25 protein-coding genes are annotated in these 24,272 nt (G+C 65.7%); 18 read left to right on the forward strand and 7 right to left on the reverse strand.

The window, feature by feature from the left end:
* The first annotated feature begins 32 nt into the window (after positions 1-32).
* The 4 genes from fabD to KRR38_RS02430 all read left to right on the forward strand — a co-directional run bounded on the left by fabD (position 33) and on the right by KRR38_RS02430 (position 3,615).
* Positions 33-968, forward strand: coding sequence for an ACP S-malonyltransferase (fabD, locus tag KRR38_RS02415; RefSeq protein WP_217398264.1), 936 nt, complete (start codon positions 33-35; stop codon positions 966-968).
* A gap of 16 nt (positions 969-984) precedes the next feature.
* Positions 985-1,752: a 3-oxoacyl-[acyl-carrier-protein] reductase gene (gene fabG / locus KRR38_RS02420; protein ID WP_217398266.1), complete on the forward strand. Its 768-nt coding sequence runs from the start codon at positions 985-987 to the stop codon at positions 1,750-1,752.
* Positions 1,753-1,914: 162 nt separating this feature from the next.
* Positions 1,915-3,033, forward strand: a complete 1,119-nt coding sequence (dnaN, locus tag KRR38_RS02425; protein ID WP_217398268.1) for a DNA polymerase III subunit beta — start codon at positions 1,915-1,917, stop codon at positions 3,031-3,033.
* 234 nt (positions 3,034-3,267) lie between these two features.
* The gene (locus tag KRR38_RS02430; protein WP_217398270.1) at positions 3,268-3,615 is read left to right on the forward strand and encodes a hypothetical protein; all 348 of its coding nucleotides are present in this window, start codon (positions 3,268-3,270) and stop codon (positions 3,613-3,615) included.
* Between the two features lie 80 nt (positions 3,616-3,695).
* Here KRR38_RS02430 and KRR38_RS02435 read toward each other — a convergent pair whose 3' ends face one another.
* On the reverse strand, positions 3,696-5,006 hold the full coding sequence (locus KRR38_RS02435) for an FAD-dependent oxidoreductase (protein ID WP_217398272.1): 1,311 nt from the start codon (positions 5,004-5,006) through the stop codon (positions 3,696-3,698).
* Between the two features lie 132 nt (positions 5,007-5,138).
* Between KRR38_RS02435 and KRR38_RS02440 the strand changes: the two genes are divergently transcribed.
* A complete protein-coding gene (locus tag KRR38_RS02440) occupies positions 5,139-7,820 on the forward strand; it encodes an EAL domain-containing protein (protein WP_217398274.1) in 2,682 nt (893 codons plus the stop codon).
* Between the two features lie 83 nt (positions 7,821-7,903).
* Entirely contained in the window at positions 7,904-10,132 is a 2,229-nt protein-coding gene (locus KRR38_RS02445; protein ID WP_375293404.1) for a putative bifunctional diguanylate cyclase/phosphodiesterase, read from the forward strand.
* On the opposite strand, the gene KRR38_RS02450 is transcribed toward KRR38_RS02445, so the two are convergent.
* The 4 genes from KRR38_RS02450 to KRR38_RS02465 form a co-directional block, all read right to left on the reverse strand.
* Entirely contained in the window at positions 10,133-10,420 is a 288-nt protein-coding gene (locus KRR38_RS02450; protein ID WP_217398278.1) for an antibiotic biosynthesis monooxygenase, read from the reverse strand.
* Positions 10,421-10,480: 60 nt separating this feature from the next.
* Positions 10,481-10,987: a group III truncated hemoglobin gene (locus KRR38_RS02455; protein WP_217398279.1), complete on the reverse strand. Its 507-nt coding sequence runs from the start codon at positions 10,985-10,987 to the stop codon at positions 10,481-10,483.
* A 42-nt stretch (positions 10,988-11,029) separates the two neighbouring features.
* Positions 11,030-11,788, reverse strand: a complete 759-nt coding sequence (locus KRR38_RS02460; protein ID WP_217398281.1) for a class II aldolase/adducin family protein — start codon at positions 11,786-11,788, stop codon at positions 11,030-11,032.
* Positions 11,789-11,893: 105 nt separating this feature from the next.
* Positions 11,894-12,496, reverse strand: coding sequence for a hypothetical protein (locus KRR38_RS02465; protein ID WP_217398283.1), 603 nt, complete (start codon positions 12,494-12,496; stop codon positions 11,894-11,896).
* Between the two features lie 182 nt (positions 12,497-12,678).
* Here KRR38_RS02465 and KRR38_RS02470 point away from each other — a divergent pair, with 182 nt between their 5' ends.
* From KRR38_RS02470 to KRR38_RS02495, 6 genes are read left to right on the forward strand one after another with little or no spacing between them, the layout of a single operon-like run.
* Entirely contained in the window at positions 12,679-13,872 is a 1,194-nt protein-coding gene (locus tag KRR38_RS02470) for a MaoC family dehydratase N-terminal domain-containing protein (protein WP_217398285.1), read from the forward strand.
* Between the two features lie 16 nt (positions 13,873-13,888).
* Positions 13,889-14,605 carry a superoxide dismutase gene (locus tag KRR38_RS02475; protein WP_217398287.1) on the forward strand — a complete coding sequence of 239 codons (717 nt, stop codon included), beginning with the start codon at positions 13,889-13,891 and terminating at the stop codon, positions 14,603-14,605.
* Between the two features lie 21 nt (positions 14,606-14,626).
* Entirely contained in the window at positions 14,627-15,133 is a 507-nt protein-coding gene (locus KRR38_RS02480) for a nuclear transport factor 2 family protein (RefSeq protein ID WP_217398289.1), read from the forward strand.
* Entirely contained in the window at positions 15,133-15,594 is a 462-nt protein-coding gene (locus KRR38_RS02485) for a pyridoxamine 5'-phosphate oxidase family protein (protein WP_217398291.1), read from the forward strand. The genes KRR38_RS02480 and KRR38_RS02485 overlap by 1 nt, the downstream gene beginning before the upstream one ends.
* Positions 15,595-15,606: 12 nt before the next feature.
* Entirely contained in the window at positions 15,607-16,059 is a 453-nt protein-coding gene (locus tag KRR38_RS02490) for a YiiD C-terminal domain-containing protein (protein WP_217398293.1), read from the forward strand.
* A 54-nt stretch (positions 16,060-16,113) separates the two neighbouring features.
* The gene (locus tag KRR38_RS02495; protein ID WP_217398295.1) at positions 16,114-16,827 is read left to right on the forward strand and encodes a 2OG-Fe(II) oxygenase; all 714 of its coding nucleotides are present in this window, start codon (positions 16,114-16,116) and stop codon (positions 16,825-16,827) included.
* A 3-nt stretch (positions 16,828-16,830) separates the two neighbouring features.
* Here KRR38_RS02495 and KRR38_RS02500 read toward each other — a convergent pair whose 3' ends face one another.
* Positions 16,831-17,613, reverse strand: a complete 783-nt coding sequence (locus KRR38_RS02500) for an enoyl-CoA hydratase-related protein (RefSeq protein WP_254514614.1) — start codon at positions 17,611-17,613, stop codon at positions 16,831-16,833.
* A gap of 124 nt (positions 17,614-17,737) precedes the next feature.
* On the opposite strand from KRR38_RS02500, the gene KRR38_RS02505 reads away from it, so the two are divergent.
* The 4 genes from KRR38_RS02505 to KRR38_RS02520 all read left to right on the forward strand — a co-directional run bounded on the left by KRR38_RS02505 (position 17,738) and on the right by KRR38_RS02520 (position 21,640).
* A complete protein-coding gene (locus KRR38_RS02505; protein ID WP_217398297.1) occupies positions 17,738-18,961 on the forward strand; it encodes an MFS transporter in 1,224 nt (407 codons plus the stop codon).
* Positions 18,962-19,045: 84 nt separating this feature from the next.
* Positions 19,046-20,266 carry an MFS transporter gene (locus tag KRR38_RS02510; RefSeq protein WP_217398299.1) on the forward strand — a complete coding sequence of 407 codons (1,221 nt, stop codon included), beginning with the start codon at positions 19,046-19,048 and terminating at the stop codon, positions 20,264-20,266.
* A gap of 97 nt (positions 20,267-20,363) precedes the next feature.
* Positions 20,364-21,227: a tyrosine-protein phosphatase gene (locus KRR38_RS02515; RefSeq protein WP_217398300.1), complete on the forward strand. Its 864-nt coding sequence runs from the start codon at positions 20,364-20,366 to the stop codon at positions 21,225-21,227.
* 20 nt (positions 21,228-21,247) lie between these two features.
* Positions 21,248-21,640: an EthD domain-containing protein gene (locus KRR38_RS02520; RefSeq protein WP_217398302.1), complete on the forward strand. Its 393-nt coding sequence runs from the start codon at positions 21,248-21,250 to the stop codon at positions 21,638-21,640.
* Between the two features lie 15 nt (positions 21,641-21,655).
* Here KRR38_RS02520 and KRR38_RS02525 read toward each other — a convergent pair whose 3' ends face one another.
* The gene (locus KRR38_RS02525) at positions 21,656-22,969 is read right to left on the reverse strand and encodes a cytochrome P450 (protein WP_217398304.1); all 1,314 of its coding nucleotides are present in this window, start codon (positions 22,967-22,969) and stop codon (positions 21,656-21,658) included.
* A 152-nt stretch (positions 22,970-23,121) separates the two neighbouring features.
* Here KRR38_RS02525 and KRR38_RS02530 point away from each other — a divergent pair, with 152 nt between their 5' ends.
* Entirely contained in the window at positions 23,122-23,832 is a 711-nt protein-coding gene (locus tag KRR38_RS02530; RefSeq protein ID WP_217398307.1) for a methyltransferase domain-containing protein, read from the forward strand.
* Positions 23,833-23,847: 15 nt separating this feature from the next.
* Positions 23,848-24,270, forward strand: coding sequence for a VOC family protein (locus tag KRR38_RS02535; protein WP_217398309.1), 423 nt, complete (start codon positions 23,848-23,850; stop codon positions 24,268-24,270).
* Positions 24,271-24,272: the final 2 nt, after the last annotated feature.

Below are 24,272 nucleotides of genomic sequence, written 5' to 3' on the forward strand. Positions count from 1 at the left end.
TCGCGGTACGCCGCATTTTAGGAGAGGTCGCCATGCGAGCCTTCGTATTTCCCGGCCAAGGCAGCCAGAAAGTCGGCATGGGCGCCGACCTCGCCGAGGCCAGCGCCGCCGCGCGCGAGGTGTTCGAGGAAGTCGACGACGCCCTCGGCCAGAAGCTATCGGTACTCATGCGCGAAGGTCCCGAGGACCAGTTGACGCTGACCGAGAACGCCCAGCCCGCGATCATGGCCAATGCCATCGCCGTGCTGCGCGTGCTCGAGAAGGAAGGCGGCATCAGCCTGGCCGACAAGGGCGACTATGTCGCGGGCCACAGCCTCGGCGAATATACCGCGCTCTGCGCTGCCGGCGCCTTCAGCCTTGCCGATACGGCGCGGCTGCTCAAGTTGCGTGGCCAGGCGATGCAGGCGGCGGTGCCGGTGGGCCTAGGCGCCATGGCGGTGCTGCTCGGCGCCGACATCGACAAGGCGCAGGCCCTGGCCGAAGCCGCGGCCGAGAACGAGGTCTGCACCGTCGCCAACGACAACGATCCTACCCAGGTGGTCATTTCGGGCCACAAGGGCGCGATCGAGCGCGCCATCGCGCTGGTCAAGGAATTCGGTATCAAGCGCGGCATGGCGCTGCCCGTCTCGGCACCGTTCCACTGCCCGCTGATGCAGCCCGCCGCCGACGCCATGGCTGAAGCGCTGGAGAAGACCCCGCCGGGCGTGCTGCGCCTGCCGCTCTTCGCCAACGTCACCGCCGCGGTGGTCAGCGACCCCGCCGAAGTCCGCCGCCTGCTGGTCGAGCAGGTCACCGGCCGCGTCCGCTGGCGCGAGAGCGCGATCGCGATGAAGGCGGCCGGTGTCGAGCGCTTCGTCGAACTCGGCGGCAAGGTCCTCGGCCCGATGATCTCGCGCAGCGCAGAGGACGTGACTGTGACGAGCGTCGTCACTATGGCGGACATCGAAGCGCTCGCGAAGGAACTCTGAGAGGATGGAAAACCGGATGTTCGACCTGCATGGTATGACCGCCCTCGTTACCGGTGCCTCGGGCGGGATCGGCTCCTCGATCGCGCGCGCGTTGGCCAGGCAGGGTGCGCGGCTGGCGGTGTCGGGCTCCAATGCCCAGAAGTTGCGCCTGTTTCGCGACGAGCTCGACGAGCACACGCCGCAGCATCTGCAGGAAGTCGATCACGTCGCCATCACCTGCGACCTGTCCAATCCCGAAGACGTCGAGAAGCTCGTGCCCGCGGCGGTGGATTCGCTGGGCAAGCTCGACATTCTGGTCAACAACGCCGGCATCACGCGCGACAATCTGGCGATGCGGATGAAGGACGAGGAATGGGACGCGGTGATCCGCGTCAACCTCGAAGCCGCCTTCCGCCTGATGCGCGCAGCGACGCGGCCGATGATGAAGGCCAAGTTCGGCCGCATCATCACGATCACATCGGTCGTCGGCGCGACGGGCAATCCCGGGCAGATGAACTACGCGGCGGCCAAGGGCGGGCTTACGGCCATGTCGAAGAGCCTCGCGCAGGAAATCGCCAGCCGCGGGATCACCGTGAACTGCGTCGCGCCCGGCTTCATCCGAACGGCGATGACCGAAATCCTGCCCGACGCGCAGAAGGATGCGCTCAACGGCCGCATCCCGATGGGCCGGATGGGCGAGGGCGAGGACATCGGCGCCGCGGTCGCCTATCTCGCCAGCCGTGAGGCGGGCTATGTGACAGGCCAGACCTTGCACGTGAACGGCGGCATGGCGATGTTCGGCTGAGCCGCACGAGCGCGCGGGCTGAATCGAACAATTATCCCCAGAATCGCTCCTTCTGCCGCGCTTCGTGCTTGCCGCTCGCTGCCCCGGCGTTAAGGAATGTGGTCCGAATTCAGCGCCGGCGGACGACTCCCGTCGCCGGCCGATGGGGGACATGAGACCGTCATGAAGGCCACTATCGAACGCGCGACGCTGCTGCGCTGTCTGTCCCACGTGCAGTCCGTCGTCGAACGGCGCAATACGATCCCGATCCTGTCGAACGTGCTGATCGACGCGCAGCCGGGCGGCACGCTCCGCTTGATGGCGACCGACCTTGATCTGCAGGTGGTCGAAACGATGGGCGCGGTCTCGGTCGAGGCGCCTGGTGCGATCACCGTTTCGGCGCACCTGCTGTTCGACATCGCCCGCAAGCTGCCCGACGGTGCGCAGGTCTCGATCGAGACTGCCGACAACCGCATGGTGGTCAAGGCCGGCCGCAGCCGCTTCACCCTGCCGACGCTGCCGCGCGACGACTTCCCGGTGATTGTCGAGGGCGAGCTGCCGACGAGTTTCGAGCTTCCCGCGCGCACCCTGGCGGAACTGGTGGACCGCACCCGCTTTGCGATTTCGACCGAAGAGACGCGCTACTACCTCAACGGCATCTTCCTCCACGTCACCGAAGAGGAACTGAAGGCCGCGGCTACCGACGGCCACCGGCTCGCCCGCTTCACCCTGGCCAAGCCACCCGGTGCTGACGGCATGCCCGACGTGATCGTGCCGCGTAAGTGTGTAGCCGAACTGCGCAAGCTGCTCGAGGAAGCGCTCGATACCAATGTCCTGATCGATCTCTCGGCCTCGAAGGTGCGCTTCACCTTGGGCGGCGAGAACGGCGTCGTGCTGACCAGCAAGCTGATCGACGGCACTTTCCCCGACTACAGCCGCGTCATCCCGACGGGTAACGACAAGCTGCTCAGGCTCGACCCCAAGAGCTTCTACGAAGGCGTCGACCGCGTCGCGACGATTGCCACCGAGAAGACCCGCGCGGTCAAGATGGCGCTCGACAACGACCGCGTGACCCTGTCGGTCACTTCGCCCGACAACGGCACCGCCGCCGAAGAGATCGCCGCCGACTATTCGGCCGAAGGTTTCGAGATCGGCTTCAACGCCGGCTACCTCAAGGACATCCTCGGCCAGATCGAAGGCGACACGGTGGAACTCCACCTCGCGGATGCCGGCGCGCCGACCTTGATCCGCCAGAACGAGAAGAGCGCCGCGCTCTACGTCCTGATGCCGATGCGAGTCTGACGCTCCGCATCGATTCGTTGCGAATTTTCGGCCCGTCGTTCGCAGGAACGGCGGGCCGAGCCTTTGTATCGGCCAGCCGAGATCGCTTTCCTGAACATGGGACAACGGCTCGTTCATCTTGGCGAAAGATGGGACGGGGCGAGCCTCCCGGCACGACCAGTGGCCGCCACACCCCTGAAATTCCTCCGCTTTCCGGCCTAGGTTGAACGAGTTGATACAAACCGGAGAGAACACATGCGGAAATTCATGATCGCGTCGATTGCCCTCGTTGGCCTCGCTGCCGCCCCGGCCGCGTATGCGCAGGTCGGCGGAGCAGTCGGTGGCACCGTTGGCGGCGCGGTAAATTCCACGGTCGGGACCCCCGGCACCACGGCCCAGGGCACGCTCGACAGTACGGCGCAGGGTACGGCGGCTACGCCCGACACCTCGGCAACGACCGACACCACGGCAGACGCCGCGGCCAATGCGCACAAGGGCCGTCACGCCCGCGGCAAGGCCAAGGCTTCCGCCGATACCTCGGCTCAGGCGCCCGCCGGCAGCGCTGAAACCGGTGCCAACGCGACGGGAACGGCCGGCAACTGAGCTGGAACTAACAAAGAGCCTGGGTCGCAAAAGCCAGGAGGAGAAGGGGCGGGCTTCGGTCCGCCCCTTTTCTGTTGGGGTCAGCCCCTGGCCGCTGCGATCATTTCCTCGACCGCGATGAACTTCTCGCGTGGGGCTCCGTCGCGGGCGCGTTTGACTTCGGCTTCGTCGATCTTCTTCCAGTCGTCGAAAGCCATGACCGCTAGGTTGCGCTCGTTCGCCAGCTTGTCGAAACCGTCGCCGCCCGGCTTGCCGGCGCCGTCGCCGATGTCCCCGGCGATCTTCTCGATCACCGCGAAACCGTCCGGACGATTCGTACCGATTGTGCCCGTGGGGCCGCGGCGTGCCCAACCGACGCAGTAGAGGCCGGGCCGGATGCGGCCTTCCTCGTTGGCGAAACGGCCGTTCTTCTCGTCGAAGGGCACGTCGGGGATCGGTGAGGTCTGGTAGCCGATGCAGATGACCACGAGTTCGGCGGGCACCGTGTAGATCTCGCCGGTGCCGACGGCTCGGCCGTCCTCGAGCTTGGTGCGTTCCACTTCGACGCCGATGACCCGGTCGTCGCCGCCGAGGATCGCCTTGGGCGACGCGAAGAAGTCGAAATCGACCTCGATCGCCTTGGCCGCATGATCGGCCTCGGGGATGGCCGCGAAACCGCGCAGCAGGGTGACCGACTTGCGCTGGCCGGGATCGAGCGCGGCGTCCTCGCTTTCGGGCGGCAGATCGGCCGGATCAAGGCGTGGGCTGGCGCGCTCGAGATGGCCGAGCTCACCGAGCTCCTTGGGCGTCATGGCGATCTGGTGCGGCCCGCGCCGGCCGAGCACGGTGACCTTGGCGACCTTGGAATGGTCGAGCACGTCGAGCGCGTGGTTGACGATGTCGCTGCCGTGGAACTCGTCGCGCGTCTTGGCGAGGATGCGCACCACGTCGAGCGCGACGTTGCCGTTGCCGATGACGACTGCGTGCTTGCCAGAAACCTTGGGGTCGAGGGAAGCGAAGCCCGGATGGCCGTTGTACCAGCCGACGAAGGCCGCGCTGCCGAAGACGTTACCGAGGTCTTCGCCGGCAATCCCGGTCTTCTTGTCGTGCGGTGCGCCGGTGGCGAGCACGACCGCATCGTAGAATTCCTGCAACTCGCCGATGGTGACGTCCCGGCCGATCGTGACGTTGCCGACGAAGCGGACGTTGTCGGAAAGCGAGGTTGCCTCGTAGCGACGGTAAACGCCTTTGATCGACTGGTGGTCGGGCGCGACACCGAATCGGATCAGGCCGTAGGGCACGGGAAGCGAGTCGAAGATGTCGACCCGCACGTCGTCTCCCCAGAGCTTCTGGGCCGCTTCCGCGGTGTAATAGCCTGCGGGGCCGGAACCGATGATCGCAATGTGCCGCACGTGGCCAACTCCCTATTTATCAATCTTTAAGGCCGTTCGTTAGCCGGCACGGAGGCAGGCTAGCAGTAGTCTGCTGCGCGAGGAAAGGGGGATGAAGGCAGATCCCTTTCACGAGACTAGGCGATTTGAGGAATGGCCAGGTTGGCAGGGGCAGAACCGGAAGACCGCGTCGGCGGCGGCGATGGACGGGTGCGCGAAGCACCTGCCCACGCCGCGCGCGCGCAATCCGTCGCGCCCCGGCCCGAAGGGGCCAGTTCCTATTCGCCCGACATCCTGTTCCACATTCCCGCCTATTGGATATTCATCGCATCGGCGATGGGCCTGGGCCTGGCGCCGGCTCTTGCATTCACCGGTGCGCTGCCGGGATTGCGGGTAACGACTCCGGCGATCGCCGCCATCCTGCTCGCCACCATGGCGCCCGTTTTCGTCAGGCTCGAACGCCAGCGCGCCCGCGGCCTGTTCCAGCGGATGGTCATCATGCTGTTCGCGGTCGCCCAGCCGATGCTGCTTTACGGTCTGGCCGCGGCGGAATGGGCGCGCGAACGGGGCGATCCGTTCTGGATCGGCGCGGTCGGCATGGTCGCCCTGACGGGTGCCTTCAGTTCGCTCCTGCTCGCTCGCCGGCCGCCGGCGATGCTTGCGGCGTTGAGCGCGGTCTGGTTGCCGCTGATCGCGGCCGGTACCCGCCTCGACGCCTGGCTGATCTTCGGCTGCGGCGCCATCGGCGGCGGCCTGCTGGTCTGGCGCCAGATGCGGATCTATGGAGACGCGATGGCCAAGCGGCATCAGCAGCAGCGGGTGCAGGAACGCGCTTTCGATATTCTCGTCGACTATGAGAAGACCGGCCAGGGCTGGTTTTGGGAAACCGATGCCGATGGCCTGGTCACCTATCTCTCGTCCAGCCTGAGCGATGCCTTCGGCTGTCCGGTCGAGGAACTGCACGGGCGCCCTTTCGCCGAACTTTTCGGGCTGGAAGTGACGGAGCAGGAAAGCGCGGCGGCCGGGCTGAACGTCCATTTCGCGGCACGCACCGGATTTCGCGACGTCCTCGTCAGCGCGGCGGCCGACGGCCAGGAGCGCTGGTGGTCGATTTCGGGTGCCCCGCTAGAGGATCGCTTCGGCGTCTATTTCGGCTTTCGCGGCTTCGGCTGGGACCAGACCGAGAAACGGCGTTCGCAGGAGCGTTCTTCGCGGCTGGCGCATTACGATTCGCTGACGGGCGCAGCCAACCGCCTGCAGATGTCGCAGTCGCTCGAGACGATCCTCAACGCCCCGCACGAGGAATCGCGGCGCTGCGCCGTGCTGCTGATCGACCTCGACCGCTTCAAGCAGGTCAACGACACGCTGGGCCATCCCGCGGGCGATGCGGTGCTCAAGGAGGCGGCGGACCGGCTGCGACTGCTGATCGACGGACGCGGCCGGCTCGGTCGGCTCGGCGGTGACGAGTTCCAGATCATCCTGCCGGGGCATTGGGCGCGCGACGAGTTGGCGGACCTTTCCCAGCGCATCGTCGCGAATCTGGCACAGCCCTACATACTCGACCGCGAGCACGCGTTGATCGGCGCTTCGGTGGGAATTGCGCTGGCGCCCGAGGACGGCGTCACTTCGGAAGCGCTGATCCGCAACGCCGACCTGGCGCTCTACGCGGCCAAGGACGCCGGGCGCGGTTGTTATTTCTTCTACGAGCCCGATCTCCACAGCGACGCCGAGGAGCGCCGCCAACTCGTGCAGGACCTGCGCGATACCGTGGCGACCGGCGGGCTGGAGCTGTGGTACCAGCCGGTGATCCATACCCTGACCGAGACCATCACCGGCTTCGAGGCGCTGCTACGCTGGACCCATCCGCGGCTCGGGCGGCTCTCGCCGGCGAAATTCGTGCCGATCGCCGAAGAGGCCGGCCTGATCGCACCGATCGGTGAATGGGCCCTGCGGACGGCCTGCAAGGACCTTGCGAGCTGGCCGGAATCGATACGCGTCTCGGTCAATCTCTCGCCGCTGCAATTCGCCAATCCGGCCCTGCCGGCGATTGTTACCCATGCTCTTGCCTCGGCCCAGGTCGCGCCCTCGCGGCTCGAACTCGAGGTCACCGAAGGCGTATTCCTTAACGAGGACAGCTCGACCGACGCGATGTTCACGGCGCTCAAGCGGATCGGCGTGCGGCTGGCGCTCGATGACTTCGGCACGGGCTATTCGTCGCTCGGCTATCTCGAGGCGGCACCTTTCGATCGGATTAAGATCGACCAGAGCTTCATCCGCGGTGCGGTCGCACCGGGCAGCCGCAACGGGGCGATCCTCGCCTCGATCGTCGGCCTTGCCGAAGCGCTCGGCATGGAGACCACGGCGGAAGGAATCGAGACGGCCGAGGAACTCGAGCTCGCCCGGATGCTCGGCTGCAGCCATATCCAGGGCTACATCTACGAAGCGCCGATGAGTCTGGACGAAACCGCCGTGCGCCTCGCCGGCGGCATGACGGCCAAGGCGATCGGCCCGCGTGCAAGTCGGCCCACGCGCAGCGATGCGGCGGGCAAGGTCGTGGTCGAGATCGACGGCGAGCGCGTCGACGGCCATGTGCGCAACGTGGCGATGAGCGGTGCGATGATCGAACTGCGCTGCAGCATTACGCCGGGCACCCAGATCGCGCTGCACATCGCCGGCGAAGAGAGCATTTGCGCGACGGTCCGCTGGTCCGAGGAGGGCCGCATCGGCGTCCAGTTCGCGGAGCCGGTGACGATCGAGAAACCGCGGCGCATACTCGGCTCAACGCTCGCTGCGGTCCGGGTCGGCGAAGGCGAGCAAGTACGCCGCACCGGTTAGCTGCAATATTCGTGAAAATCGGCCAAGGTTAGCCCTTCTTAAACCAACGCTCAGTAGAATACCGCATGGGAAATCATGGGGTTGTGGTCTTGGCGCCTTTGAGAAAATTCGGCCTGCCCAAGCTGGGTGGTGGCGTTGGCGGCAAGTCATCGGCGGCCGAGATGCAGCAGGCCGTGCAAATTCTGCGCGACTACGAACAATCGGGTCATGGCTGGTTCTGGTCGACCGATGCCGGTGGGCGCATCGATTACCTTTCGGAATGCGTCGCCGAACGTCTGGGCAAGAACCGCAGCGAAGTTTTGGGCCAGCCGTTCAGCAGTCTCTTCACGCTGGACAGTGTCGATACCGAGCAGGTCGAGCGGACGTTGCCGGTAATTCTGAGCAAGCGGAAGACTTTCGCCGAGTTCGCCGTGCGCGCAGCAGTCAGGGGCGAGGAGCTCTGGTGGTCGATCTCAGGCCGGCCGCAACACGATAGCGCGGGTAACTTCGCCGGTTTCCGCGGCAACGGCGCCGACGTCACCGAGCGCCGCCGCAGCCAGCGCAAGGCCGAGCGCCTGGCGATGTACGATTCGCTGACCGGGCTCTCCAACCGCCACCGCATGTCGAGCCACCTCGACAACACGCTCGCCGCATTCCGCCAGGCCAAGCGCAGCTGTGCGGTGATGATGCTCGATCTCGACAGGTTCAAGCAGGTCAACGACACGCTCGGCCACCCGGCCGGCGACGAACTGCTCAAGCAGGTCGCGGACCGCCTCAGCCGGGTAGTGGATTCGGGGTGTGAGCTCGGCCGCCTCGGCGGCGACGAGTTCGAGGTGATCCTGCCGGATCTCGACGACCGCGGCCGGCTGGGCGAGATCGCCAAGAAGATCATCGACATGGTCTCGCAGCCCTATGCGCTCGAAGGCGCGCGCTGCGTCATCGGCGTCTCGGTTGGCATCGCCATTGCGCCCTATGATGGCGTGACCAGCGACGAGCTAATCCGCAATGCCGACCTCGCGCTCTATTCGGCCAAGGGCGGCGGGCGCGGCCAGTTCCGTTTCTACTCGACCGAACTGCACAACGAGGCCGAGACGCGCCGGCGGATCGAGGAAGACCTGCGCGACGCGCTGTCCGAAGGGCAGATCTCGCTCAATTACCAGCCGCTGGTCTGCACCAGGACGAACGCGGTGGTGGCGATGGAGGCGGTGATGCGCTGGGCGCATCCCGATCTCGGTTCGATCAGCCCCGCGCTGTTCATCCCGGTGGCCGAGGAGAGCAACCAGATCGCCCAGCTCGGCGAATGGGCGCTGCGTCAGGCCTGCGAGGACGCCTCGCGCTGGCCGGGCAACGTCAAGGTCTCGGTCAACGTCTCACCAGCGCAGTTTGCCAACAAGAACCTGCCGTCGCTGGTGACACAGGCGCTGGCCAATTCGGGTCTGCCGGCCGAACTGCTCGAACTCGAGTTGACGGAATCGATCTTCCTTAACGACAGCGAATCGACCGAGGAGATGTTCGCTGCGCTTAAAGGCGTGGGCGTGCGGCTGGCGCTCGACGATTTCGGCACCGGCTATTCGTCGCTCGGCTATCTGCGCAAGGCGCCGTTCGACAAGATCAAGATCGACCAGAGCTTCATCCGCGGCGTTACCGAGCCGGGCACCCGCAACGTCGCCATCATCAAGGCGATCGTCAGCCTGGCCGAAGCGCTCGATATGGACACCACGGCCGAGGGCATCGAGGCGCACGACGAATTGGACCTGATGCGCGAGCTCAAGGTCAGCCAGATCCAGGGCTTCATCTATTCGAAAGCGATCTCGGGCGAGGATGCGCTCGCCGCGATGCAGAGCGGCGAATGGATCATCGAACCGGAAGGTCCGAGCAAGGCACGCTCGGATCGCAAGACCGTGTTCCGCAAGGTTGGCCTGATCCATGAGGATCACCGCTATGAAGTAACCATGCGCAACCTCTCGAACACCGGCTGCCTGATCGAGGGCCTGCTCGACGTTCCGGTCGATACCGTGTTCGTCGTCGATTTCGGCGAGGGCCAGCTCGCGGTGGCCACGGTGCGCCGGTCGCGCGGCACCATGCAGGGTATGGAGTTCGAGCACACGTTAGTCGCCGACGGCGCCGGCGGCCTCGTGACACGCAATCGCGTATCGCCCTATATGCTGGCAGCCGCGGGAATGCCGCTGGGGGCACTGCCGCCGGGACAATACCCGCTGGGGCCGCAGTCGAACGGGTCCGGGACTTTCACCATGCCCCGCTTCGCGCACCTCAACGAGGCGGCGAAGAAGGGCGAAGTCCAGCGCGCGGCAGAGGCTAAGGCCGCAGGCTGATCAGTCGAGCTTGAAGTGCTGCATCGAACCGCCACCGCCGAAGAAGGGGCTGGCGTGCTCGATGAACTTGGCGAAGCCCGGGCTGCTCTTGCCCGCAGCGTGGGCTTCGGCCGAGTCCCATTCAACGAGGAACAGGACGGTGCCGGGGTTCTCGACGCCGGGCAGGACCTTAACCGAGCGGCATCCGGGCGCGGCGAGCAGACCTTCGGTGCCGCCTTCGTTCATCGCCTTGATCAGGCCGGCGGAATCACCGTCCTTCGCCTGCAGAATCGCGACTTCGAGGTCCATCTGTTCTCTCCGCTATGGGGTTCGCGCGCCTCATGCCTGCGCGTCCGGGCGGGCGCAAGCTCAGACCTGCGGAAGGTCCGCGCCGGCGCGCGCTCCGCCGATACCCTTATCGCGGGTGGCGATGCCGGTGAGCAGACTGTCGGCGATCATCCGCGCGCGAGTGCCGACCATGCGGGTCGCGGCTGGATGCCGCTCGAGTTCGCGTAGCGTGGCATAAAACAGGTTGAGCCAATGCGCGAAGTGGTCGCGCTCAAGACCCGGGATGGCAAGATGCTTGGCCATCGGATTGCCCGCGAACTCGCCGCTGTTGTGCAGGATCGAGCGCCAGAAGCTTTTCATCCGATCGCGATGCAGTGGCCAGTCGGCGATGCGTGCGGCGAAGATCGGGCCGAGCAGGGCGTCCGCCCGGATGCGCGCGTAGAAGCTCTCGACCAGCTGCGCGACGAAATCGTCGTCGATGCCGATTGCTTCGGCTTCGGCGCGCTTACGGGCGCGGGCAGCCGCGGCGTGGGCCGTGATCTCCGCTGGCGTGGGGTTCGGATTATCGTGGTGGGAATGGCGAGGCATGGCCCCGATATAATCATTCTGCGCCGAGAGAGGAGGGCCGGTTCAGACCTCGAATCCCGGACACTCGCGTTCGGCCTTGCGCAGCATCGCCGGCCAGAAGCGCTCTTCGGCGAAGGCGTTGACCCAGTCCGAGCCCATCATCGCGCCCTGCTTGTCCTGCACCGCCTGGCTCGGCAGCTGAAGCTCGCGGCCCATCGACAAGGTGCGGACCTGCGCGGTGCAGGCCCATTCGAGCATGTAGAGGCGGGCGAAGGCGCCACCGATCGAGCGGCCCAGCGTCAGCGTGCCGTGGTTGCGCAGGATCATCAGGTTCTTGGTGCCGATGTCGGCCGCCAGCCGCGCCCGCTCGTCTTCGGCCGAGGCGATGCCTTCGAACTCGTGGTAGGCGATGTCGTGCCAGACGTTGAGCGCGTTCTGGCTCAGCGGCAGCAAGCCCTCCTTGAGCGCCGACACCGCGACGCCGTCGCGCGTGTGCAGATGCATGACGCTGTTCGCATCGGCGCGCGCGCCGAGCATGCCGGCGTGGATGTTGAAGCCTGCCGGGTTGAGCGGGAAGTCGCAGGGCTCGACGAGCTGGCCGTCCATGTCGAGCCGCATCAGGCTCGACGCGGTGATCTCGTCGAACATCAGCCCGAAGGGATTGAGCAGGAAAGAGCCGTCGGGCAGCCGCATCGACAGGTGCGTGGCGATATGGTCGTCCCAGCCGAACAGAGCGACCAGCCGGTAGGCGGCCGCCAGCTCGCAGCGCATCCGCCAGATGTAGGCGCTGTCGTTGCCTTCGATCTTAGCTGCGGTGGCCATCGTCTCTCTCCTCGCCAGGGCGCGTATTCGCGTTGCAGAGGCGCATAGTAGATCATGCCGGCGGCCAGCGCGATTGCAGAAACGCCATCGCCCTTGATCGCGCGCCTATCGGCGCCGGTTCGACAGCGGATTGGCCTGGTGGAGGATATAGATCAGCCGGCCGTCTTCGTCGAACACCGGCGTGTTGATCGGCTGCCAGCGCTTCTCGACGAACGACCCGTCGGCATCGCGCACGTCATAACGCTGGATCGCCATGACATGGGGGCGGCCCGACTGCGCGGCCTTCTGGATCGATTCGTAGAGGTTGCTGACGCCGTCGGCTTCGAGATCGGCCGGGTTGTCGGGAAAGACATCGAACAGCTTATCGCCGGCGGCCTTGTCCCGTGCGGTCATCGTAGCGGCCGCATAGGCGTCGTTGATGTCGATGATGTGCAGGCCCGGTCGTGGGTCGATCACCATGAACGGGTCGGAGGTGTCCTCGATGGCATTGCGGAAGCTGCTGCGGTCGATGCGCGCTGCCTCGCGATGGGCGGGATCGAACTGTCCGACGAAGCTCTGCGCGCCCATCATGTCCGAGGCGAAGACCGCGAGCTCGCGGCGAGTTTCGGCCATCATCGACTGGATCGAGGAGTCGCGAACCTTCTCTACCGGCCGCGGGGCAGGGAGCAGCAGCGAGCCCAGAAACTCTCCGATCAGGAAGTTCTTCATGACGCCCGAGTGCCCATTAGCGACCGGCCTTACTGCGAGCGCGTAAATAATCGCCGAACGTGCACCCCTCGGTTTTGCAGTATCTGCCGATGGGCTTGCGCCATCTGCCGCGCGGGCTTGCCAGCGCCGTGGAACAGGCCGAAATCATGCGCGGAAGAGCGCCCGCAGCGGGAGGATGACAGATGGCCGAAGGCCCAAGCAATTCGGACGGGGTGACGCTGGATACGAGCGACGTCGACAAGTGGATCGGCAAGCCGCTGGTCTTCGCCGAGATGTGGGACCCGTGCAACGCCACCGACATCCGCCGCTGGGTCCAGGCGATGGACTATCCCAACCCGCTGCACTGGGACCAGACCTTCGCCGAGAATTCCAAATTCGGCGGCATCGTCGCGCCCCAGAGCTTCACCGTCGCGATGGACTATGGCCACGGCTGCCATCCGTCCTGCGTCGGCAAGATCCCGGGTTCGCACCTGATCTTCGCGGGTGAGGAGTGGTGGTTCTACGGCAACCCGATCCGCCCCGGCGACAAGCTGACGCAGGAGCGCACCTTCGCCGGCTACAAGGTCACTGACACGGGCTTTGCCGGGCCGACGATGTTCGCGGACGGCGATACGGTCCACCGTAACCAGCACGGCGCGCTCGTCGCCAAGGAACGCGCGACTTCGATCCGCTACCTCGTCGAGGAAGCGGCCAAGCGGAAGGTCTATGACAAGGGCAATGTCCCGCCCAAGCTCTGGACGCGCAGCGAGCTCGAAGAGGTCGAGCGCGTGCGCATGGCCTGGATCCTGTCGAACCGCGATGGCGTCTCGCCGCGCTATGGCGACGTCAAGGTCGGCGACAAGCTGCCGCGCCGCGTGATCGGCCCGCACAGCCGGGTGACTTTCGCGCTGGAATGCCGCGCGCATCGCCAGAACATCTGGGGCACCTGGCGCTGGAACGTGCCCGAGGGTGTCTATGACCCGGCCAAGGACGACGCCGGCTTCGGTGCCGACATGACCTACGACCACGAGGCCCGCAAGATCGACCCGCGCGAGGGTGACGGTCTCCACGCCGGTCCTTCGTCGGGCCACATCAACGCCGAGAAGGGCGAGAAGGTCGGCATGGGCGGGGTTTATGGCTACGGTTCGTCGATGAACGCCTGGCACGTCGATACGGTCGCCTACTGGGCGGGTCACGACGGCTATATCTGGCATTCGGTCACCCAGTTCCGCAGCCCCGCCTTCGAGGGCGACGTGACCTATGTCGATGGCGAGGTGATTGAGAAGATCGACCGCTCGCCCTACGGTATGCCCGTGGTCAAGGTGCAGACCAGGATGACCACGCAGAACGGCGATACCATCCTCAAGGGCACGGCGGAGGTCAGTCTGCCGGTCTGATTTCGGAGACAGGCACATGAGCGACTTTTCGATCGACCGCCGCGAGATGCTCTCGGCGGGAGCAGTGCTTGCAGCCGGCGTCGCCGTGCTGAGCCCCGCGGCGGGCGCGGCGCAGGGAGCCGCGGCACCGGCGCATGCATCCTATGCGCCGCAGCCGCTACCGCTTCCCTTCGATCCAAAGACGATCACCGGGCTCTCCGAAAAGCTGCTCGTCAGCCATCACGACAACAATTACGTCGGCGCGGTGAAGCGGATCGCGTCGATCACCGCGCAGGTGGCCGCGCTCGATCCGGCGACCGCGCCGGGCTTCCAGCTCAACGGCCTCAAGCGCGAGGAGCTGATCGCCTGGAATTCGATGGTGATCCACGAGATCTATTTCTCGCAATTCGGCACGCCCAGTCGCCCCGGAGCGGCGCTGGCCGCGGCGATCGAGCGCGACTTCGGCAGCGATGCGCGCTGGCGGGCGGAGTTCTCGGCCATGGGCAAGGCGCTCGGCGGCGGCTCGGGCTGGGTGCTGCTGACTTACAGCCATCGCGACAAGCGCCTCGTCAATCAGTGGGCGGCGGATCACACGCATGTGCTCGCCGGCGGGACGACGATCCTGGCGCTCGACATGTACGAGCACGCCTATGCCATCGACTATGGCGCCAAGGCGCCCGCCTATGTCGACGCCTTCATGGCCGCGGTGAACTGGACCGCCGCCGATGGGCGCTTCGCCAAGGCGAGTGCCTGACAAGATCAACGGGAGAGAAGCATGGCCGACCGCGAGGACATCATCGAGCTGATCAACCTCTATGGCTTCGCCATGGACACCCAGCGCTGGGACCTGTTCGACCGTATCTTCACCGGGGACGTCGATGCCGACTACGGCCCGACCTCGCACTGGACGAACCGCGCGCAGTTCAAGTCGGACTTCGGTTCGTTCCACGAGCTGTTCGACGCGACCCAGCACGTCATGACCAACCACCTGGTCAAGATCGACGGCGACCGTGCGGCTTCGCACACTTATGGCGCCTGGCGGCTGATCCGCCACGCTGCGGGCGATCCGCCGGTCTGGGACGGCACCGGCTGGTATGACGATCAATGGGTCCGTACGGGCGAGGGCTGGCGCATATCCAAGCGCGTCTGCGGCGTGGTCTACTGGACCGGCAACCCGCGCGTGCAGACGCCGATGGAGGAGATCGAGTTCAAGCTTGACCTCGTCTCGATGCGCAAGGAAGGAGCCGAGGGACGGCTCAACTTCCTGAAAGCGATAACCTGATGGCCAAGATGCGCGACGCGATCCGGATGACGGAAGGTGAGATCGTCGCGCTGCTGGATGAATGCAAATCGCTTCAGGTGGCGACGCTCGACAAGGATGGCGCGCCGCATCTGACGACGGTGTGGTTCGCCTATCAGGGCGGCACCTACCTGTTCGAGACCTATGGCAAGTCGCAGAAAGTGGTGAACCTGCGCCGCGACCCGCGCGTTTCGGTGCTGGCCGAGCAGGGCACCGAATACAGCGAGCTGCGCGGCGTGTCAGTTCAGGGCAGGGCCGAGATCGTCGATGGCGGCGAACCGCTGCAGCGGCTGATGGAGGTCATCGTCGCGCGCAACCACCGTGGGCTCGATGCCGGCGACGTCACCAAGATCGCGGCTTCGATGGCCGAGAAGCGTGTTGTCGTTATCGTGCGGCCCGACAAGGTCATCAGCTGGGATCACCGCAAGCTGGGGATGGGCTGAAGGCGGCGGCGAATGGATGTCGGCGCCCTCGAAGAGTATCTGCATCGGCAGATCCCGCTTTCGGCCGCGATGCAGGTATCAGTCCGTTCGGCGACGGTGGATTCGGTCGTTCTCGCGGCGCCGCTGGAGCCCAATATCAACCACAAGAGCACGGCTTTCGGCGGGAGCGTCTCGGCCCTCGGAATACTGGCCGCGTGGTCGCTCGTGCATCTGCGTCTCGTCGATGCGGGGCTGGCCTGCGAGGTGGTCATCCAGTCCAATCAGATGGACTACGATAGGCCAATCCACGGTGCATTCACGGCGCGCTCCTCGCTCTCCGAAGGTTCGAATTGGCCGGGCTTCCTCAAGCTGCTGACGCGCAAGAGGCTTGCGCGCATCGAGGTGCACTCGGCGCTGATCTACAACGACCTCGTGGTCGGCAGGCTCAGCGGCAAGTTCGTCGCTTTCCTCAACCCGGCATCCTAGTTCGGCCGCAAGTGGCGGGATGCGATAGGGCGGCGCTCCGGCGATATCGCCGCTATGACACAGCCTATCGACATGCGCGTGGACGCGCTCGACGCCGACGCCCTGAGCAGAGACCTCGATCACCGCGGCTGGACGCGGGTGCCGGGGTTACTGACGGCCGCCGAATGCGAGGATACCGTGGCGCTCTATGACGAGCGGGCGCTTTTCCGCAGCCATGTCGTGATGCAGCGCCACGGTTTCGGCAGCGGCGAATATCGCTATTTCGCTTATCCGCTGATGCCCCGCATCGCCGCCCTACGCTCTGCCGGCTATCGGCTGCTGGCCCCTCTCGCCAACTGCTGGCACGAACGCATCGGGCTGCACACGCGCTTTCCCGCCGAGCATGCGGCGTTCCTCGCGCGCTGCCATGCCGACGGCCAGAGACGGCCTACGCCGCTGCTGCTGCGCTATGGGCCGGGCGACTACAACAGCCTGCACCAGGACCTTTACGGCGAGCACGTGTTTCCGCTGCAGATGGCGGTCCTGCTGTCGCAGCCCGGAGAGGATTTCACCGGCGGCGAGTTCGTCCTGACCGAGCAGCGCCCGCGCATGCAGTCGCGCGCCGAGGTGGTGCGGCTCGAGCGGGGCGACGCGGTGATCTTCGCGGTCGGCGACCGACCGCAGGCGGGGACGCGCGGAGACTACCGCGTGAAGCTGCGTCACGGTGTCAGCACGCTGCACTCAGGCCGGCGGCACGCGATGGGCATCATCTTCCACGACGCGCCGTGACGGCTATCGCCCTTTCCACTCGGCCTTACGCTTCTCGGCAAAAGCCTTCGGACCTTCGCGGGCGTCTTCCGAGGCCATCCAGCGGTGGAATGCCGGGCGCTCGACCTGGCCTGTCAGTGCATCGGCGAGCGTCGGCTGGTCGAGGCCCCACATCGCCAGTTCCTTGGTGAGCTCGACCGCCAGCGGCGCATTGGCGACGATCTGGGCACAGAGTCCGGCCACCGCATCGTCAAGACAGTCCGCCGGAACTAGTTCGCTGACGAAGCCCATGGCGAAACCCTCCTGCGCCGAGATGGCGCGGCCGGTCAGCAGCGGCCCCATGGCACGTTTGAGCCCCGCCTGCCGCACCAGCCGATGCACTCCGCCACCGATCGCGATCAGACCGACCTTGGGCTCCGGCAGGCCGAACACGGCCTTCTCCGACGCGACGACCATGTCGCAGGACAGCGCCAGCTCGAACCCGCCGCCGACGCAGATGCCGTTGACCGCGGCGATCACCGGCTTGGTCAGGTCGTAGCGCTGGGCGAGGCCGGCATAGCCGCTCTTGGGATAGGGCGTGCTGCCATCGGTCTTGAACGCGGTGAGGTCGCTGCCGGCGCAGAACGCACGGTCGCCAGCGCCCTTGATGACGCAGACACGCAAGGCGTCGTCGCTGGCGAACCGGTCGAAGGCCTCTTCCAGCGCCATGTGCATCTCGGGCAGCAGCGCGTTGAGCTTCTCCGGCCGGTTCAGGGTAATCGTGAAGACCCCGTCTTCCGCCGAGGTGAGGATGAACTTGCTGGCCAAACTTCGACTCCCTGGCTGAATGTCATGGCTATCGGACAAATCCCCGGTCTCGACAACGCGGCGTTCTTGCCTGAGACAGTGCGGCAACGGGTCGGAAACGCGGCCGAAACAGGTGAGGGGCTGCGTGAGCTATTTCGGTGAACTGCGCGACAACGCGAAGCCGCTGCTGGCGGCCAGCCTGGGCTGCGGCACCAGCCTGCCGCTGTTCGCCTATACGACCACGGTCTTCTCGCCGCACCTGATCAAGGAATTCGGCTGGTCGCGCGCGCAATTCGCGCTGATCGGGCTGACCATGCTGACGACGATCTTCCTGCTCCCCTTCATCGGCCGCTTCACCGATCGGCTGGGCGTGCGGAAGGTTGCCATGCTGGGGACGGGTCTCGTGCCGCTGTGCTTCGTTGCCTACAGCCTGCAGTGGGGCAATTTCTATTACTTCATGGCCTGCTCGATGGCGGTGCTGGCGGTGGGCAGCACGACCGGGCCGCTGGTCTATTCGCGGCTCATCGCGGAGAATTTCGTCGAGGCGCAGGGCCTGGCGTTGACCGTGCTCAACTGCGCGCCGGCATTTCTGGCGATGATCGTCATGCCGCTGCTCAACTGGACGATCATCGAATATGGCTGGCGCGTTTCCTACCTCGGCATCGGCGCGCTGTCGCTGGTAGGCGGGGTGACCGCGTTAAGCCTGATCAAGCCGGCCAAGACGGCGCCTGGCGAGGCTCCGCCACCCAGACCCAAACCAGTCCCCGGATCGGCGCGGCGGGACTATCGCGTGATTCTGCGCAGCCCGGTCTTCTGGGTCATCGTCGCCGGGATGTTCCTCTGCATGCTGCAGACCCCCCTGCATGCCGCGCAGATGAACGTCATGCTGCAGGAGAACGGCATTTCGACGCAGACGGCAGCGACCATCGGCTCGGTCTATGCCTTCGGGACGATCATTGGGCGCATCCTCTGCGGGCTGGCGCTCGACCGCTTCTCGACGCGGATCGTCACCGCCATTGCCATGGGGATCCCGGCGATCGGGTTCTTCCTGCTCGCCACCGACTTGAATGCCGTGCCGGTGATCGCCGGCTCGATGTTCCTCGTCGGCGTGTCGATCGGCGCGGAAGCGGACATCATGGCCTTCCTGGTGGCGCGCTATTTCAACCTGCGGATCTTCAATTCGACGCTGGGCCTGGTCCACGTCGTCACCTTCCTCACCTCGGCGGTCGGGGCGGGATTGATCAGCCTGACGCTGAAGCTGACCGACAGCTTCTCGCCCTTCCTTTATGGCGTCTCGGGCTCGATCACGCTGGGTGCGCTGCTGTTCCTGCTGCTGCCGGGCGGGAGGACCTCGCCGAAGATCGGCTAAGCACTCGACAAGCGGGGAATCTTTCCCGACAACACGGTCAAACGAGCCCGGACCTGCGGCCGAGAACACTGAGGGGGAAGCCGCTTGAGCTATCTGGGCGAGGTACGCCAGAATCTGCGTCCGCTGCTGGGCGCGAGCCTGGGCATCGGCACGAGCCTGCCGCTGTTCGCCTATACCAACAGCGTCTTCGCGCCGTTCCTGATCAAGGAGTTCAATTGGACCCGCGCGCAGTTCGCGCTGATCGGGCTGACCATGCTGGCGACGCTGCCATTCTTCCCGATCATCGGCCGGCTGACCGACCGGTTCGGCGTCCGCCCAATTGCCCTGGCCGGCACCCTGCTGACCATACCGGGCATCATCGGCTACAGCCTGATGACGGGCAGCTTCATGGTCTATGTCGTCCTGTTCACTTACGTGCTGATCGTCGGGAGCATGACGAGCACGCTTACCTATACGCGGATCGTCGCCGAGAATTTCAAGCGCGCCCAGGGGCTGGCGCTGACGATCGTCAACTGCGTTCCGGCCATCCTCGCGATGCCGATCATTCCGCTGCTCAACTGGATGATAGAGCACGTCGGCTGGCGGCAGTCCTATGTCGCGCTGGCGGTGTTCTGCCTGGTCTGCGGCCTGATCGCGATCGCGCTGATCCCGCCATCCCGGCCGCGCGATGTGGAAGATCCCGCCGTGTCGCAGGCGTTGAACGCAACCAGGCCCGGCGATTACCGCATGATCCTCGGCAGTCCGGTCTTCTGGATCATCCTCGTCGGCATGTTCCTCTGCCTGCTGCAGACCCAGCTCCATTCCTCGCAGATGAACCTGATGCTGATCGACCAGGGGCTGACGACGCAGGGGGCATCCAACATAGCGCCGTTCTATCTTGCTGGGACGATCATCGGACGCGTCGCCTGCGGACTCGCGCTCGACCGCTGGTCCACGCCGATCGTCACGGCCGTTTCGATGAGCTTCCCCGCGCTCGGCTTCTTCCTGCTCGGCACGCCGCTCGACACCTATGGCGTCATCGCCTTCTCGATGTTCCTCATCGGGCTGACGGTCGGGGCGGAGACCGACATCCTGTCCTTCCTCGTCGCGCGCTATTTCAAGCTCCGGATCTACGGAACGACGCAAGGCCTGCTGTTCTGCTGCTCTTTCCTAGCCTCGGGCGCAGGGGCGGTGGGGGTCAGCTATTCGCTCGCCCACTACGACAGCTTCGCGCCGTTCCTCTTCGTCCTCACGGGCACGATCACCGCCGGCTGCCTGCTGCTGCTGTTCCTGCCGAAGTCGCGCGATTTCGAGAAGATCGGATGACATATCGCTGTCACGAAGGCGGACCAGTGGGAGAGGCGCGGTCCCTGCGCTACAGCGGCTGCCTCACTGCAATCCCGGTCTTCTGGAGCCTGAAACGATGATTCGTCCCATCCTGTTGCTGTCCGCTTTCGCGCTCGCCGCTCCCGCGCTGGCCGAAGTCCCCGCGGCCGCACCGGTCGCCGCGCAGGCTCCCGCCCAAACCTACGACAGCCGGTTCATCCTGCTCGAGGGCGGGCGCAATTTCCGCGATCTCGGCGGGCTGCGTACGACCGACGGCCATGCGGTCAAGCCCGGCCTGTTCTACCGCGGCGGGCCGCTCGGCAGCCTGACCGAGAAGGGCCGGGCGGACTTCGCCAAGCTGCACGTCACCCGCATCGTCGACCTGCGCACCACCGAGGAACGCAGCCACGACGCCTACAGCCAGAAGGACGTCTGGGGCCAAGCTTACTGGACGCGCGACTATGGCATGTCGATGGGCAACATGGGCGCGATGTTCTCCGATCCGTCGAAGCTGACCGCCGAAAACATGCGCAACATGATGGTCACGGCCTACCGCACGATGCCCAAGGAGCAGGTGCCGGCTTACCGCGAGCTGTTCGCCAGCCTCGTCGCCGGCCAGGGTCCGGTCGTGGTCAACTGCACCGCGGGCAAGGACCGTACGGGCATCGGCACGGCGCTGGTGCTGACCGCGCTCGGCGTGCCTTACGAGGCCGTGCGGGCCGACTACCTGCTGAGCAATGGGGCGCCTGGGATGAACACGCTCGGAGCCGCAATCTCGCCGGGACTGGCGCGGCTGCCGGCCGACGTAACCGCACCGCTGATCGGCGTCGACGGCGCCTATCTCGACGCCACTTTCGCCCAGCTCAAGCAGGACTACGGCTCGGTCGAGGGCTTCATGCAGACGCAGCTCGGCGTCGGCCCCAAGGAGATCGCGGCGATGCGCGCGCGCATGCTGCAGTGACCGAATGACGGAGGGGGACGATGGCTGACAAGACCTACTGGAAGATCCTGCTGCTGATGAAGCGCAAGCCCGGCATCAGCATGGAAGAGTTCCGCAACTACTACGAGAACAACCACGTCCCGCTCTGCGCGCCCTATATGTCGGGCATTTCGCGCTATGTCCGCCGCTATCTCGAGCCCCAGCCGCATGCCGAAAGCGGTACCAACGAGGAACTGCCCTACGACGTCGTCACCGAGATGTGGTTCGACAACGAAGCGGGCTGGAAGGGCACGCTCGACTACATCACCACGACGGTGATGCCCGACCAGGTCGTGCAGGACGAGCTCAACTTCTTCCACCGCCCGACGATGCGGATCGCCACGGTGGTGGAGTGCGATTCGGTGATGTCGCCCGAGGGCACACCGATCGTTTGAGCCCGGCCGACCCGATCAGCCGATCGGGTCGAACTTCAGGTGCAGGCTCCTGAGCGCGCGCAGGATGTAGGTCGGTTCGTAATGGAAATGCCGGTCGCCCTCGGGACCGTGGAAGGCTTCGTCGAGCCGGATATTGCCCATCCGCGCGAGCAGCCGCTCGATGCTCACCGCCACTTCCTTGCGCGCCAGCGGTGCCCCGATGCAGGTATGCGCGCCGCGGCCGAAGGCGAGGTGCTCCTTGATCTTCGGCCGGTTCATGTCGAAGTGGTGCGGGTTTTCGAAGCGCTTGCCGTCGCGGTTGGCGGCCATGTGCGAGAGCAGGATCGTCGTCCCGGCCTTGATCTCGACCCCGCCAACCGTCGTCGTCTTGACGCAGAGCCGGCCACCGCTTTTCACCGAGCCTTCGAAGCGCAGCAGTTCCTCCAGGAACGCCGGGATACGCTTCGGATCGGCGCGCAGCTCTTCCTGGATGTCGGGCCGTTCAGCGAGGATGCGGAAGCCGTTCGACAGCAGCCGGTTGGTCGTGTCCTGGCCTGCGCCGAACAGGAAGGCGCCGAGCGCGGTCACGTCGATCAGCGAGGGCGTCGATCCGTCGGGGAACTTGGCCAGCGCCAGCTCGGTCAGGATCTCACCACTGTCGTCGCTGCCCAGCAGCTTGCGCAGCTCGCGGACCACCGGCTTGTTGAGCAGGCGGCGCTTGGTCATGTAGCCGAAGATGTGCTTGCCGATTTTGGCGAAGCCGCTGTTGGCCATGTCGACCTCGCCGCCCACTTCGGCGGGAATCGCGTCCTTCAGATAGTCGCGGAACAGCAGCCGGTCCTTGGCCGGCACGCCGAGCAGGTCGGCGATCACCAGCGTTGCGTAGGGCCCGCCGTACTGGGCAACGAGATCGACCTTACCGTCGTTCGCGAATTCGGCGATCATGCCGTCCGCCGTTCCGCGCAGCGTGGGTTCGAGTGCTTTCAGCCGGCTCGGCGTGAACAGCATCGCCAGGATCGAGCGCAGGTCCATGTGGCGCTTGCCGTCCTCGGTCACGACCTGGTCCGAATAGGCGATCTTGCCGCGCGCGGCGCGGACCTGTTCGGTGATGTCGTCGCCCTTGGGCTCGAACGGCAGGTCGGGAATCGGGCCGTTGACCGCGTTGACGCTGGAGAAGTGCTCGGCATCGAGCATGACCTGGATGGTCTCTTCGTAGCCGGTCACGGCCATGACGTTGCGGTGGGGCAGCTTGGTCACCGGGTTCTGCGCGCGCAGGAAGTCGAAATAGGAATGCGGATCCTCGACCAGCGAGGTGTCGGTGTAGAAATCGACGTCGGCGTAGTCGCGCATGGTGCCTCCCCTGGCCGGATCGCTTGTCCGGCGGCGTGGGTGGATGTCTGCGGCAAAACTGAGACAGAGTCAAATTTTATGATACGGTATGGATCATAGTGTCCGCAGCAAACTCTGGGGCGCCAGAGCTGCGCCGTGCTATAGGCAGTGCCATGGCCGACCTCTCGATCCGCTCGCGGCATGAAGAGCAGATGGACGCACCGGACCTCGATCCGGCGGTCTACGAGCGCGTGCTGCACGACCTGGCGCGGGTCAACCGTTGGACTTTTACCGCATGGCCATCGCTGGCATTTCTCGGCCGAGCCGTCGGTGATGCGAAGCGCTTCCGCTTGATCGACGTCGGTTTCGGCGATGGCGACGTGCTGCGCGCCATCGCCCGTTGGGCGCGCAAGCGCGGGATCGCGGCCGATCTCGTCGGAGTTGATCTCAACGAGAAGAGCATCAAGGCCGCGCGCGACGCGACGCCCGCCGATCTCGCCATCGACTACCGCGCCGGCGACTACCTCGACCAGGCGGGGCCGTTCGATTTCATCATTTCGAGCCAGGTCACGCACCACATGACCGATGCGCAGCTCCTGACCTTCATCCGCCACATGGAAGCCGAGTCGCGGATGGGCTGGCTGATCTGCGACCTCCACCGCCACGGCTTTGCCCATTGGGGCTTCCCGCTGCTCGCGCGCCTGCTCGGCGTTCACCGGATCGTCCGCGAGGATGGGCAACTCTCGATCCGACGCTCGTTCCGGGCGGACGACTGGCGCGCGATCCTGAGCGAGGCGGGTGTTCCGCTCGATCAGGTCCAGATAGTGCGCCGCTTTGCCTTCCGCCTCTGCGTCGAGCGCGTTAGAAGCGCGCCAAAGCCGTAAATCCGAGGGACTGCCGTGACCAAGTATCTCCACACCATGATCCGCGTGAACGATCCCGCGACGACGATCGCCTTCTTCAACCTGATCGGGATCGAGGAAGTGCGCCGCTTCGACAACGAGAAGGGGCGCTTCACTCTGATCTTCCTCGCCGCGCCGGGGCAGGAGGGCGTCGCCGAGGTCGAGCTGACGCACAACTGGGGTCACGAGGAATTCCGCGGTGGCCGCAATTTCGGCCATCTCGCCTATGGCGTTGAGAACATCTACGAGATCTGCCAGCGGCTGGCCGATGCCGGCGTCACGATCAACCGCCCGCCGCGTGACGGCCACATGGCCTTCATCCGCACACCCGACGGTATCTCGGTCGAACTGCTGCAGCAGGGCGGGAGCCTGCCCGTGCAGGAACCCTGGGCGAGCATGGCCAATATCGGCGAGTGGTGACG

Origin of the sequence: Novosphingobium sp. G106 (assembly GCF_019075875.1) — a bacterium.
In the GTDB taxonomy this organism is placed as follows: domain Bacteria; phylum Pseudomonadota; class Alphaproteobacteria; order Sphingomonadales; family Sphingomonadaceae; genus Novosphingobium.